The sequence below is a fragment of the Tolypothrix campylonemoides VB511288_2 genome (genome assembly GCF_045999855.1).
GTDB classification, from domain to species: Bacteria; Cyanobacteriota; Cyanobacteriia; order Cyanobacteriales; family Nostocaceae; genus Scytonema; species Scytonema bouteillei_A.
On the sequence record NZ_JBFPMW010000010.1, the window covers coordinates 344310 to 357608 of the forward strand.

General features: G+C 42.4%; 9 protein-coding genes and 1 pseudogene. 5 read left to right on the plus strand and 5 right to left on the minus strand.

What is annotated here, in order from left to right; translation table 11 throughout:
- Positions 1-7 precede the first annotated feature (7 nt).
- The 3 genes and pseudogenes from AB0756_RS27455 to AB0756_RS27465 all read right to left on the minus strand — a co-directional run bounded on the left by AB0756_RS27455 (position 8) and on the right by AB0756_RS27465 (position 2848).
- Entirely contained in the window at positions 8-700 is a 693-nt protein-coding gene (locus AB0756_RS27455) for a Uma2 family endonuclease (protein WP_038089493.1), read from the minus strand.
- A 45-nt stretch (positions 701-745) separates the two neighbouring features.
- Positions 746-1407: pseudogene (locus AB0756_RS27460) on the minus strand (Uma2 family endonuclease).
- A 43-nt stretch (positions 1408-1450) separates the two neighbouring features.
- The gene (locus AB0756_RS27465; protein ID WP_038089496.1) at positions 1451-2848 is read right to left on the minus strand and encodes a TldD/PmbA family protein; all 1398 of its coding nucleotides are present in this window, start codon (positions 2846-2848) and stop codon (positions 1451-1453) included.
- 226 nt (positions 2849-3074) lie between these two features.
- Between AB0756_RS27465 and AB0756_RS27470 the strand changes: the two genes are divergently transcribed.
- The 5 genes from AB0756_RS27470 to AB0756_RS27490 all read left to right on the plus strand — a co-directional run bounded on the left by AB0756_RS27470 (position 3075) and on the right by AB0756_RS27490 (position 9643).
- Positions 3075-4733 (plus strand): DUF2079 domain-containing protein, encoded by a 1659-nt coding sequence (locus tag AB0756_RS27470; protein WP_137986123.1) that lies wholly within the window; start codon positions 3075-3077, stop codon positions 4731-4733.
- Between the two features lie 141 nt (positions 4734-4874).
- The gene (locus AB0756_RS27475) at positions 4875-6065 is read left to right on the plus strand and encodes a glycosyltransferase family 4 protein (protein WP_038089498.1); all 1191 of its coding nucleotides are present in this window, start codon (positions 4875-4877) and stop codon (positions 6063-6065) included.
- 478 nt (positions 6066-6543) lie between these two features.
- Positions 6544-7719 (plus strand): KamA family radical SAM protein, encoded by a 1176-nt coding sequence (locus AB0756_RS27480; RefSeq protein ID WP_050045282.1) that lies wholly within the window; start codon positions 6544-6546, stop codon positions 7717-7719.
- The gene (locus AB0756_RS27485; RefSeq protein WP_237265928.1) at positions 7716-8726 is read left to right on the plus strand and encodes a D-alanine--D-alanine ligase family protein; all 1011 of its coding nucleotides are present in this window, start codon (positions 7716-7718) and stop codon (positions 8724-8726) included. The genes AB0756_RS27480 and AB0756_RS27485 overlap by 4 nt, the downstream gene beginning before the upstream one ends.
- A gap of 110 nt (positions 8727-8836) precedes the next feature.
- Positions 8837-9643 (plus strand): endonuclease I family protein, encoded by an 807-nt coding sequence (locus tag AB0756_RS27490; protein WP_237265927.1) that lies wholly within the window; start codon positions 8837-8839, stop codon positions 9641-9643.
- A gap of 59 nt (positions 9644-9702) precedes the next feature.
- Here AB0756_RS27490 and AB0756_RS27495 read toward each other — a convergent pair whose 3' ends face one another.
- Together AB0756_RS27495 and AB0756_RS27500 are read right to left on the minus strand one after the other, a co-directional pair.
- Entirely contained in the window at positions 9703-10203 is a 501-nt protein-coding gene (locus AB0756_RS27495; protein WP_038089502.1) for a chemotaxis protein CheW, read from the minus strand.
- Between the two features lie 17 nt (positions 10204-10220).
- On the minus strand, positions 10221-13238 hold the full coding sequence (locus tag AB0756_RS27500; RefSeq protein WP_050045283.1) for a hybrid sensor histidine kinase/response regulator: 3018 nt from the start codon (positions 13236-13238) through the stop codon (positions 10221-10223).
- Between the last annotated feature and the right edge of the window lie 61 nt (positions 13239-13299).

The window sequence follows — 13299 nt, forward strand, 5'->3', positions numbered from 1 at the left end:
CAAGACTTTAATTGACAAACTTTTGAATGAAAGTGGCGTGTTCTGAAGAATTCACTCCTTGCTGTAGTACTGCTAGCACTTGAACCATATTTCCTGCTAGAAGATCTGAAACAGCCAACCACAAACCGGGAAAAACTCGACTTTTGATAATTCCATTTGCATCTACTTCTAAAGGAACATATTCCCCGTTTTGCAAGCTAAACCAATTGAGTCGATTGTCCAAAACTTGCCAGACAATATATTCCTGTACGCCATTACGACGGTATACCGACTTTTTATCATGCATATCAATTGATGAGCTACTGGCTGCAACTTCTGCAACTAACTCTGGTGCGCCTTCAAGATAATCATCTTCACTAATGCGTGCTTGTCCCCCTAATTTGTCATCAATTAAAAGCACAACATCCGGCTGTAGTTCGTTGTCCAAATCTAAACGTACTGTGGCATTATCAGCTAAGTACACATTAGGAGTAGATGCTTGATAAACTCCTAACCAGGTAATCAATTGCCCGTGAGGTTGTCCGTGACTTTTAAATCTTAGGGGAGACGCCACGTAAACCACTCCTTCTATTAATTCTGCTTTCTTTATATGCGGCATTGCTATGTAACGGCGCTCAAACTCTGGGCGCGTCAGGCGATCGCCACTTTCTAAAGGTGGTATTTTACCTATAGTTGCATCGTGCTTCACAGAAGGTGTCATGAGTGAGTTTCCCGTTTTGCAAGGCGTTAGCTTAAATGTAGCATGCTACTTTTTGCTCTCCTGATTAATGCCTCGCTCAAATTCATCAATTGCTTGAATGGAATCGGAAATTGAGAGACATTGTTCCAGTAAAGAAATATCTAACTGTGGCAACAACTTGCTTGAGTTTATTTGCTCGTACCCATAGGTGTCAGGGTAAACATTGGCTAGAGGAGCTTCTGGATTTTCCCGTAAGTAGTACAGCTTAAATTGATATTTTTCCCAGAACCAGACTTCTGAAACTCCAAGCGTCGGTAAACCTCTAATTTTCTTATGTTGCCACTCATTACAACGACTTCAATGGCTAAATCTGGTACTTTTTTTGCTTCTCCTATGCAATAACATTCATCTGGTTCTACCCCAGCTTTTCTTGCCTTGTTTTTGAATGTGGAACTGCACATAGGTACAAAACGAATGCGTTTGCTGTAGAAGAAACGCTCTAGCAGCATACCCAAATTTGTTTTTATATTTTCATGTCTGATTGAGGGCGATAAAATTTCTAAGATTCCATCTAAGTAGGTGACACGGTAATGGGAGTTATCCTCCAGTCTGGCTAATATTGCTTCATATGCTTGCCAACTTAAACCACTTTTTATCAATCGCTCCTCTGGATCGTCTGCAAAATCCAGTTCTGGTTCGTCAATCAGTTCTTTAAAGCTGCTGACCATTGTTTTCTCCTGCTTGCATTTTCCTCTTTAGCCCATCTTAAAATCACGCAACTTCACCACCAACTACCACATCACGAATCCGCAAACTCGGACCACCGCAACCCACAGCCAAACCGTTTTGTCCGCCTTTGCCACAACCACCAGATTCATCCCAGTAAAAATCATCGCCGATCGCTTCAATATCTGCCAGGGTTTGGAAAACGTTCCCTGAAAGCGTTACATCTTTCACAGGTTCAGCAATTCTACCGTTTCTAATCATCCACGCCTCCCCCGCACTAAAGGTAAACATCTCCCCATTCGTCATACCGCCCAACCAGTTACGGGCATAAACTCCTTCTTTAATATCATTAAATAAATCCCTTACGGGCGTCTTACCCCGTTCAATCCAGGTGTTGGTCATCCTGACAATAGGAGGAAAGTGATAGTTCAGACACCGTGCATTACCCGTAGGCTTTTCATCCAATTTGCCTGCTGTTTCGCGGGAATGCAAGCGCCCCACTAACATGCCTTCTTGAATCAGGGGTGTTGTTGTTGCTGGTGTGCCTTCATCATCATAAAAATAGCTACCGCGATGTCCATTTGGCGCAGCACCATCAAAAATGTGTAACTCTTTTGGACCAAACCGCCGCCCAATAGTCATCACTTCTAGCAAATCTGGATTTTCGTAAGCCATGTCTGCTTCAGAAAGATGTCCAAAAGCTTCATGGACAAATAACCCCGTGAGAATGGGGTCAATGACTACAGTGTAAGTATTCCCTTTAACTGATGGCAAAGATAAAGCTGCAACTGCTCTTTGTGCTGCAAGTTTTACTTGTTCATCTAAATTCATTAAATCTTCAAAAGCTTTACGCGAACCTGAGGTTTCCCTTCCCGTTTGTACCGTCTCGCCATTTCTAGCAGTTGCAGCAAAACGGATTTCCATATCTATCCAGGATTGCTCGATGTAGGTTTTTTCACTAGTCGCAATAATGACTCTTTGAGTGCTGTCAGCATAACGCACTGAAGTGGTGGTAATGCGTCGGTCAACACTTCTGAGCAAGTCCGTGTAGCGATCGCACAATTCTTTTTTCTCTTTGAGCGGAATTTGCCGGGGATTGGTTCCCGTTAGGGGTAAATTGCATATATCTTGAACTATGTCAATAGGCGCTAGTATAGTTTCCTCATCGCCAACGATTCTAGCCGCAGTAATGGCTTCTTCTATGCGATCGCGAATGGTTGAAAGCTGGTTAAAGCTACTAAATCCCCATCCCCCTTTATAGCAAGCGCGAATTTGCCCGCCAATAGTAATGCCTTCGCTTAAAGTTTCTACCTTGTCGCCACGCAACAAGATATCAGTTCCTTCCGCTTCTTCAAGACGAATCATGAGATAATCTACGCTTGATGAGTAGCGGGTGATAAGATCGCTCAGTAGATTTTGGGCGTCAGCAAGTAAGGTCTGCATTTGTAATTAGGACAGGAATAACGACAAACTCCATTCATTGTGCATTGATACGGATAAGTTGAGACACTTAATTGACAGACTCTCAACTTCCAGGCGTTGTGTCATAAAATTTAAACTATCTCCTGCTAGAGTTTAAAAGTGACTGACGATCGGTAACCTCTACTTCTAAGTATAGGGATTAACTGGTCATCGGTCACTGGTCACTGGTCACCGATCGCTGTCAGTAATGTTGTCGAAATTGAAAAAAAAGCTGCAACTAACCCCAAATTTAGACTTAGAGACAAAGAGCGAGCTTTCATTAGTCTTCCTATTAGGATCTATCTTCTTTGTTCTCTGTTTATTATTTACCCTGCATCGTTACTACAGTTTTTATGCTTCCTTCGACCAAGGTATCTTTAACCAAGTTTTTTGGAATAACCTTCACGGTCGCTTCTTTCAAAGTTCTCTTTCTTCGAGTCTTTCAACAAACGTCGTTCACTCTGGAGAAGTTGCGTCAGTCTACTACCACAGATTGGGTCAACACTTTACCCCAGCGTTATTACTTTGGCTACCAATCTACGCTCTGTTTCCTTCGCCCGCTACTTTGACGGTGTTGCAGGTAACGCTCATAACTGCTGCGGGTTTAGTCTTATACGTCTTAGCACGACAATACATCGAACCACCCATAGCGGTGATGATTACTGCTAGCTATTACGCTGCTAATGCCGTGATTGGTCCTACCTTAAGCAACTTTCACGACATAAGCCAGATTCCATTGTTTTTCTTTGGGCTGTTTTTAGCCATGGAAAAGCGCTGGTGGAAGCTTTTTTGGGTACTTGCTATTTTCATTTTAGCAGTACGGGAGGACTCAGGCGTCGGTTTATTTGGTGTCGGGGTTTACATGATTCTTAGCAAGCGCTTTCCCCGTGCTGGGCTTGCTGTCTGTACCCTAAGTTTTGGTTATATGCTGGTTCTTACCAATGCAATTATGCCTCTGTTTTCTGAGGATATTTCCCGGCGTTTTATGCTGGAAAGGTTCGGGCAATATGCAGATGGGGATAAAGCGTCTACCTTGGATATTATTTGGGGAATGATTCGCAATCCCTGGCGGTTAATTGTAGAATTTGTAACTCCAGTAGATAAAACTATTAAATATTTACTCGGTCAATGGTTGCCTTTGGCATTTGTGCCAGCTGTTGCTCCCGCTTCCTGGACTATAGCAGGTTTCCCCTTGCTCAAACTTTTTTTGGGTAAAGGAGAATCCGTATTGGCAATTACGATCCGTTATGCTTTAACTGTCGTTCCAGGATTATTTTACGGGTCAATTCTCTGGTGGTCACAGCACCGTCAATCGTTTAAACCATCATTTCGCCGTTTTTGGGTGGGTTGTATCTGTCTTTCCCTAGTGTTAAGCGTGACATCCAATCCCAATAAAACTTTTTATTTTGTGATTCCTGACTCGATCAAACCTTGGGTGTATGTATCTTTGCCCCAACAATGGCATCATGTTTCTGAGTTCCGTCCTCTGTTATCAGCAATTCCATCTAATGCTAGTGTATCTGCAACGACTTTCCTAGTTCCTCATCTTTCAAGTCGTCGCGAAATTCTGCGTTTGCCTGCTTTGCAAGTGCGTAACGATGCACGGGAGGTGATAAAAGTAGATTATGCCATTGCAGACCTTTGGCAGTTGCAACAGTATCAACCAGCATTTAAGGGCGAGCGCGGTTTACTGCGAGAACTTGTGACGCTGATTGACCAAATAAGTGGCGATGGGGAATATGGCATTATCGGTTTTAGGGATGGAGTTATTTTACTTAAGAAAGCGACTGCGTCAGACGCACAAGCAACAGCAGCTTGGTCATCTTTCCGCCAACAACTTCAACCGATCTTGCAGCAATCTACCTAATATTTTCATGTAACTTCCACTACTTTTTCCTGGAATATGCTACAACAACAGAAAAATTATTGTATATCGCAGCAGTAGCCAAGTTTGTATTTTGGGGTCAATGTAAAAAGTTAGAAATTTGTAATAGGTAGGGTGTAGGAGATGAAAATACTAGTGCTGAGTTGGGAGTTTCCGCCTCGTATAGTTGGGGGAATTTCTCGTCATGTATCAGAGTTATACCCGGAACTAGTAATGTTAGGACATGAAATCCACTTAATTACACCGGAATTTGGCAATGCTCCGTTGTATGAGGTGGTGGAAGGAGTTCGAGTACATCGCATACCGATTGCACCCAGTTATGACTTTTTTCATTGGGTTGTTAATTTAAATCAGAGCATGGGTCATCACGGTGGAAAACTCTTGCTTGAGGAGGGACCCTTCGATCTCATCCATGCTCATGATTGGCTTGTTGGAGATGCAGCGATCGCTCTCAAACACAACTTTAAAATACCCCTAATCGCTACGATCCACGCTACCGAATACGGTCGATATAACGGTATTTACACGGCTACCCAAAGTTATATAAGTAACAAAGAAGAACTGTTAGCCTACGACGCTTGGCGAGTCATTGTTTGTACCGACTATATGCGGCGAGAGGTAGAACGGGCGCTACACTGTCCTTGGAATAAAATTGACGTTATTTATAATGGGATTCGACCGGAAAAGAAAAAGCTCCACCAAGATTTTCCCGCTCTAGATTTTCGCCGTCAATTTGCTGAAGACAGCGAAAAAATTGTTTACTACGTAGGTCGCATGACCTACGAAAAAGGTGTCTCCGTGCTTCTCAATGCTGCGCCTAAAGTACTTTGGGAAATGGGAGGATATGTTAAGTTTGTGATTATTGGTGGTGGTAACACAGACAATCTGAAAAAGCAAGCTTGGGATACAGGGATTTGGCATAAATGCTATTTCACCGGCTTTATTTCCGATGACTACTTAGATAAGTTTCAAGCAGTTGCTGATTGTGCTGTTTTTCCCAGTCTCTACGAACCCTTTGGAATTGTTGCTCTAGAAAGTTTTGCCTCTCGCGTTCCAGTTGTCGTTTCCGATACAGGCGGGTTGCCAGAAGTGGTACAACATAGCAAAACAGGGATTGTAACTTATACTAACGATCCAGATTCCTTGGCTTGGGGAATTTTAGAAGTGTTAAAAAATCCGGGCTACCGCCAATGGCTGATTGATAACGCTTATGAAGACTTAGAACGTCGTTTCTGTTGGGCTAAATTAGCAAAACAAACAGAGGATGTTTACAAACGAGTCTTGGAAGAGCGATCGCAAGTACTTTGGTTATAGACTGTTAGCAATGCTTGGTGACTCGAGATTCTGCTGTTCTCACTCCAAAATTGGCTGCATTATTGAATAATGCAGCCGTATGCATTGCTGTAAAGCAATAACTAACAACCAGAAATAGTACTACACAAAAATAATATCAGCGTTATTGATGAGCGTGCTAGCTAACGTCGAACTATGGATTTATGGGCTTAGTGAAACTTACATAGCTGCCTTCTGCCCTCTGCCTCCTGTCTTCTTCAAATAAATTTTATATTAAAGACACGATAATGACAGCAGGCTAGCTGAAAGATTCAGATTTGTTAAGCAATAATTCTCCAGACAGTAAAGTTAAACTTTAATCAATCTTTCAATTTAAAAAAATAGAAAAAAAGAAAACTATCCCCATTTATTCACTTGCTTATTAACTTAAACACGCACGTTCGGAATAGAATGTTCAAAATTTGGGATAATCGAAACAATCTTAGTATTAGTGTGGGAAATGACAAACACAAGTATCAATGAAGTTCCAAAAAACTTTCCTACAGCCAGAGATTGGAAGGAGGAATTAATTGAAAGTTTAAAACTATCCCATCACGTAGAAGACTGGTTACCTTTATCCCCAGATGAGCGCGATCGCGTAGCTAACGCAAAGCATAGCTTTCCCATGATGGTTCCCCAAGGTTATGCAGATCTTATAAATTGGCAAAACCCCAACGATCCCCTGCGTTTGCTGCTGTTACCTTCAGAAGGCGAGCAAGATGAATCTGGCAGCTTTGATACGAGTGGAGAAGAACTGTCCACGATCATACAAGGTTTGCAGCACAAGTACAACCAAACAGCAGTGTTAATTGTAACTCAAGCTTGTGCGGGACATTGCCGCTACTGTTTTCGACGGCGGTTGATGAGCCGTGATGTATTGACAAAAGAGACAATTGAGGATTTGCAAGAAGCGCTGGCTTATATCACCGAACATCCAGAAATAGACAACGTGCTTCTCTCAGGTGGCGACCCCATGATTACCAGCACTCGCCGTCTGGCTAATCTTTTAGGTGCGATCGCACAAATTCCGCACATTTGGCAAATTCGCATCAGTACCAAACTCCCCGCTTTCTTACCCAGTCGCTTTACCACCGATCCAGAATTGTTAGATGTTTTGTATCAATATAAATCTCGATTTCAAATCATCATTCAATGCCATTTTGACCATCCCCGTGAAATCTCCACAACAACAATTTGCGCCTTAGAGAACCTGCAAAAAGCTGGTTGTTTGCTGACTTCTCAAATTGCTTTAATGAAAGGAATTAACGACTCTCCAGAGACTTTAACGGAACTTTTCAAACAACTCCACCGCCATAGCGTCATTCCTCAATATATCTTTCACCCACGTCCCGTCAAGCATGCAACTCACTTTCAACTGCCCATAGTAGAAGGAATGCACTTAATAGAAACAGTTCGCCAACAGTGCAGTGGACCTGTCAAACGCTTTCGCTACATCTTAACTCATGAAAACGGCAAACTAGAACTCGTAGGGATTCTTCCGGGTTCACCCATACAGTTAGTTGCTAAATGGCAACAAGTGCGGCGGGGATTAGAGAACTCTGGAGTGATATTATTACCAATTGACGAGCAAACCTATTGGCTTGAAGAAACAAGACCAGTGAGCAGCGACCAGTGACCAATAACCAATCCCCAATCCCCAAGAAGATAGGATTATTATTTGAGCTTGAAGCTGACATCATGTCAGACTTAACAGCAAAAGAACAAACACACTATCACTGGCGAGAACCAGAAGAAGTGGACGCTGTAGCAGATAGTTTAACAGCTTTAGGTCACAAAGTAGATAAAATTGGCACTTTAAATAATTTGTTAGAAAGATGGCGTTGCAATCAACTCCCAGATTTTATTTGGAACCTTTCCGTCAGAACCCTTTCCCGCAATCGTACTGCTCTAGCACCTGCAATTTTAGAGCAATTGGGTATTCCTTACACTGGCGGTGATGCTACCGCCAAAAGTTTGACATTGAATAAAGACCTACTTAAACCCGTGTTGCAGTGGCGTAGAATTTTGACACCCCCTTGGTATCGATATGAAACAGGAGAAAATATTCAATCTTTACCTCCTTGGTCAAGCTCAATTTTGAAACCCAGTTGTGAAGGTTACTCGTTGGGGTTGCGGAAATTTGATAACCAAGAGGGATTGACTGTACTCCGCCAACAAGTGGAAGAAATAGGTCAGTCATTTGACGCACCAGTACTGTGTGAAGAATTTATTGCAGGTCGTGAGATTACAGTGGGTGTTGTTGGCAATTCTTTACCATTATTATTGGGTGCAGTGGAAACAGTCAACGCCACGGGAGAGCCGTTGAGTGAGCAAGTGTTAGATTTGCAAGCCAAGCGTCAGGGGAAGTTTCAGAAAATTGGAGTCGATATTGCTGATTCAAAACTACAAGGATTGCAAGAGATCGCGTTGGAATTAATGAAGTTTTTGGGACCGCTCGACTATGCAACCTTTGATTTTCGTATGGCATCCGATGGGCGGGCGTATCTATTAGATATTAACGCAGATGCTACTTTGCATCCCCAGCGTTCTTTTGCTCAAATTGCGCGTGCGGCTGGTTTATCTTATCAAGAATTGATAGAGGTGATTTTGAAGGCTTCTTTGACAAGGTGGGCAAAGATCTGACACGGAAATTGCAAAGTACATAAGTTAATTTGATTTGCACCTATTGAGAAGTAACTGGTATTTTGCCAATGTACCAGCGTATTTCCAGAAAATACTTTGTTGAAGAAAAAATGAAACTTATCAAATTGCTACTCGTTAGCATTTCTCTTATATTTTTTGCATGGATGAGCCCAGTACAAGCCAGCCCCTTGGCTCAAGTGCCAACTCCTCCACCTCAAGTTCAAGAAAGTGAGACATCACCGACGGCTTTAATTAGGGAACTCGCACGAGAGTATAAGCCCAGTGGAAACTTAAACTATGACAGGGCAAAAGACCAGATGTTTGGTATTATTGACAACAAAGCGGGTACCGTAACAGATATTTATGGTGGGTTCTCAATTCGTTTGACTGGTGATGGAGACCCCAGCCAGCAAGCTGACAGACTCGGACAGAACACCGAACACGTTTGGCCTCAAAGTAAAGGGGCTGACAAAGGCAATGCTCGAGCTGACCTTCACCATCTGTTGCCCTCTCGAAAAGATATTAATAGCGATCGCGGTAACAAACCTTTCAGCGAAATCGAGGATAGCAGTACTGAGAAATGGTTTCGAGATGATGTGCGTTTGAGTACAATTCCTAGTAGTAAAATTGATGAATTTAGCGAATCGGCATTTTCTCGATTTGAACCGAGAGAAGAAGTAAAAGGAAATATTGCTAGGGCAATGTTTTACTTCAACACTATCTACAGCGATCGCGCTAACGCTGTAGACCCAAACTATTTTAAACAACAGCGTCAAACTCTGTGTCAGTGGAACAAGCAAGACCCGCCCGACACTGCTGAAATCGAGCGCAGCCATGCAATTGCAAAATTCCAAGGCAATGAAAATCCTTTCGTGCTAGATGCTACATTAGCAGAACGAACTTACTGCAATTCTTAGCATTTTGCCTCTGTGTTCTCTGTACTAGGTGTTGGTCAAAAAAATCAATCATTTTGCCATTACATTGCCTGAAAAGATGCATTCAAACTCGAGCGCGAGTAAGAAGCGAGCAACGAACTTTGTTGAATGTCAAGCATCAAAATAGTAGTACGTTCATCTTTATGGTTGAGAATCGCAATCTGACTGACCCAAGCGGGAAACCCAGTATGGAGAAAAGATTGAGGGACTTGCTGGATGCAAGCTTCAGGAATTGTCATCAGGTTTGGGGGAGTACCGACTAAAATACCGTACAGTTCTCCCTCCTTTCCTTGCGTAATGATGAGAAAACGCCCAATTTGACTGCTGTCTTGTTGCTGGCTGTGCATTGGATCGAGACTTTGATGAAGCTTAAGAAGCATCACCGTGAATTGACCCAACTGAGCGAGCTTGGCTTCCTGAAGAGTTTGGCTCAAATCGGGTGGACAAGCAACAACTTTGAAAACACTATCAATTGGTAAAGCCAAGAGATACGTAGAGATTTTAAAGGTAATATACTTTTCTTCCGTAAAAGATTCGCCCATAACAAACTTCCTCCTTTTTAGGAATAAGCTAAATTTGCTCCCTGTCCCTTAAGAACTTGAGCCACTGTAGAAAGCAACTCCTGTTCGGAGTAAGGCTTGGTTAGATAAGCAGTTGCACCGAGTTTCAGTGCTAGCTGACGGTGCTTCAATGCGGTGCGAGAACTCACAATCAGAATTGGAATTTGAGCTATATTTTCATTAGACATCCGGTGAGCGAGAAACTCAAAACCGTTCATATGGGGCATCTCAATGTCGCAGATAATCAAATTGACTCTGCTATGAGTTTTAAAGTGCGCGATCGCTTCATACCCGTCACGAGCCTGCAAAGTGCGATAGCCTGCTTGTTGTAAAGTCAAAATCAGCGCCTGACGCAAAGTCATGGAATCATCAACAATCATCACCGTACATTTGCTATTTTCAAATTTAGGTGACATGGCTGGTTGTGTACGAGATGGCGCAAGGAATCCAGAACGTGCAGTTGAAGATGATTGTCTCCAAAAATCTTGAATGGTTTGCGCTTTCCGGTCGTGGATATGTTGAAGCAACGCCGCACCGTTAATCACCAATGTGAGACGTCCGTCAGCGAGAATTGTGCCACCATAAACATAACTGGGGCTGGGTACTAATTTACTGAAGGGACGAATGACCAATTCCTGCTCCCAAATAATGCGATCGACTTCTAAAGCTAAAAGTTGCTCATCACAGGGAAGAATCAGTAATGGCAAAACAACATTTCCCTCAGGAGATTGAGAATCTGAGGTGATTTCTGTAGGCTGTTGGCTGGAGTAGTCAAGAATTTCTGAAAGCCGATAAATGGGTATGAGTTCACCTTGCTCTGATTGATTTATACCAGAGGTTGTCGCCAAACGTAAAACTCTACCGTGCTCTGAATATTGTACTTGACTGGCTTTGGGTAATAAAATTTGGTCGATTGTATCAGCCGCTAGCGCATAAACTTTTTTACCTGCTTGGCAAACTAAAAGTTTATTGATACTGATGCTAAGGGGAATTTGTAAAGAGAAAGTTGTTCCTTTTTGTGCTTCTGTGTGAACCGCAACTTTACCCTGCATTCCCTGAAGTTGCACCCGGACTACATCAAGCCCTACACCGCGTCCAGAAAGATCGTTAACCTTTTTAGTGGTAGAGAAACCTGGTTCAAAAAGCAGTTCGGTTAATTGAGATTCATTAAGAGTGCTTGCAGTTTCAGCGGTGACTATTCCCCGTTGGATGACTTGTTGGCGGATAGCATCGAAATTAAGCCCTTGACCATCATCCTGTACATCAACAATGAGTTGATTGCCTTGATAATGAGCGCGAATTTCAATCTGACCTTGAACAACTTTGCCATGTTGTTGCCGAATTTCAGCTGGCTCAATCCCATGATCGAAGGCATTGCGAACCAAATGTAAAAGAGGTTCGTAAAGACGTTCCGCGATCGCTTTATCAATCAGCACTTCATTCCCTTTAATTGTTAAGGAAATGGGCTTTTTATGTAAAGTTTGTAGCTGTTGTAAAACTGGATGCAATCGATTTAAAATACTTCCCAATGGAAGCATTCTTGCATCCAACAAAACATCACGAGAGTTGGTGAGAAGTTTTTGCTGTTTTTTCAACAATTGTGTTGTTTTGCGATTGAGTTGCTCTTGAGCGTCTATTTCCTGCTCTAAATAAGACGCTTCTTCTAAAAGAGTTTTGATAAAAACATGAAATTTACTATAAGAATCTAGTTCTAGCGTATCAAAACTATCAGAGTTTTTAGAAATTAAAGCACCATAAATAGAAATCAAAGGATTGCATTGCTGTACTCCATTATGTAGCAGCAAAGGATTTGCCCAATCCTGCAAATCACTTAAGCATTGCTGTAACTGACGCAGACGGCTCAGTAATTTTCGTAAAGAATTTCGCATTTTGCCATCTTGCAGAAATTGATGGTTCTGGTTTGTTAAGAGTTCTGCATTTAAGTAATTCAGTTGTTCAAGATGGTCAACATTAACACGCACAATTTTGGGAAGAGGTATTGTTGTCGCTTCCACTCCTGAAGGGATTGGTGGGGGAGTGGAGGAGTGGGGGAATGGAGGAGTGGGGGAGTGAGGGAGTGAGGGAGTGGGGGAGTGAGGGAGTGAGGGAGTGAGGGAGTAGGGGAGTGGAGGAGTGGGGGACTGGGGGAGTGAGGGAGTGGGGGAGTGAGGGAGTAGAGGAGTAGAGGAGTGAGAGACTGGGGGACTGGGGGAGGATATGGGAGTTTCTTCTGCTTTGACTTCCGCCAACTTTTGTAAAGCGTTACTTGGAGAGCCAGCTGTTGGGTTATTATTGGAAATAATTTGAGAAAATGCTTGTTGGAAATCTTCTATTGCAAGGCGAGCAATTAAGGAAGTTTGTTCTGGACAATTTTTGAGTGCAGCAGTTGTCGCTTGAGCAATAGCTAAAAACCCAGACAGCCCCAGAGCTTCTGCATATCCAATAAATCTCTCGATTTGATTGGAAAGAATAGCAAAAATTTCTTCAGACTGAGCATTTACAATTGCAATTGCAGTCTTTTCTAACTCAGGAATAATATTACCTTGCAAAACTATTTGAATACAATCAAAACTTATATCTGAGAAAGATTCTGCTTCATCTTGTAAAAAATGACCTAACTTTTCATGCAAACGAGAAAGCACAATAGATGACTGCTCCTCTACCATGTGAGTATCAACTATAGAACCGCTAAGTTCTGCCATCAATGGATCGCGCAGGCACTCGTAACCCTCAAAAAACAGCGCCTTCATCTCCGGTTCTATAACTACATTGGGTTGGCAGATGGCTCGAAAAATATCTTCAAGAGTGTGAGCAATGTTTTTAATAGTGTCTAGTTCAAGCGTTGCAGCAATGCTCTTTAAAGTATGTGTTGCTCGCATTAAAATGCGAACTTGTTCGAGATTGCTTTCATCCTGTTGCAAATTCAGTAATGCTTGCTCCATTGTCTTTAGTAGTTCTGGAGCTTCTAGGGAAAAGTGGTGATAAAGTTGAGCCTGATAGTTAGGATCGCAAATCATAAATTTAATGCTAATTGTTAATAGCTAATAGCTAATAGCTAATAGCTAATTGTCAATTGTT

Coding starts and splice junctions, on each gene's coding strand:
- AB0756_RS27490 (WP_237265927.1), top strand. CDS start 8,837: ATGAAACTTATCAAATTGCTACTCGTTAGCATTTCTCTTATATTTTTT.
- AB0756_RS27455 (WP_038089493.1), bottom strand. CDS start 700: ATGACACCTTCTGTGAAGCACGATGCAACTATAGGTAAAATACCACCT.
- AB0756_RS27465 (WP_038089496.1), bottom strand. CDS start 2,848: ATGCAGACCTTACTTGCTGACGCCCAAAATCTACTGAGCGATCTTATC.
- AB0756_RS27475 (WP_038089498.1), top strand. CDS start 4,875: ATGAAAATACTAGTGCTGAGTTGGGAGTTTCCGCCTCGTATAGTTGGG.
- AB0756_RS27480 (WP_050045282.1), top strand. CDS start 6,544: ATGACAAACACAAGTATCAATGAAGTTCCAAAAAACTTTCCTACAGCC.
- AB0756_RS27495 (WP_038089502.1), bottom strand. CDS start 10,203: ATGGGCGAATCTTTTACGGAAGAAAAGTATATTACCTTTAAAATCTCT.
- AB0756_RS27500 (WP_050045283.1), bottom strand. CDS start 13,238: ATGATTTGCGATCCTAACTATCAGGCTCAACTTTATCACCACTTTTCC.
- AB0756_RS27470 (WP_137986123.1), top strand. CDS start 3,075: ATGTTGTCGAAATTGAAAAAAAAGCTGCAACTAACCCCAAATTTAGAC.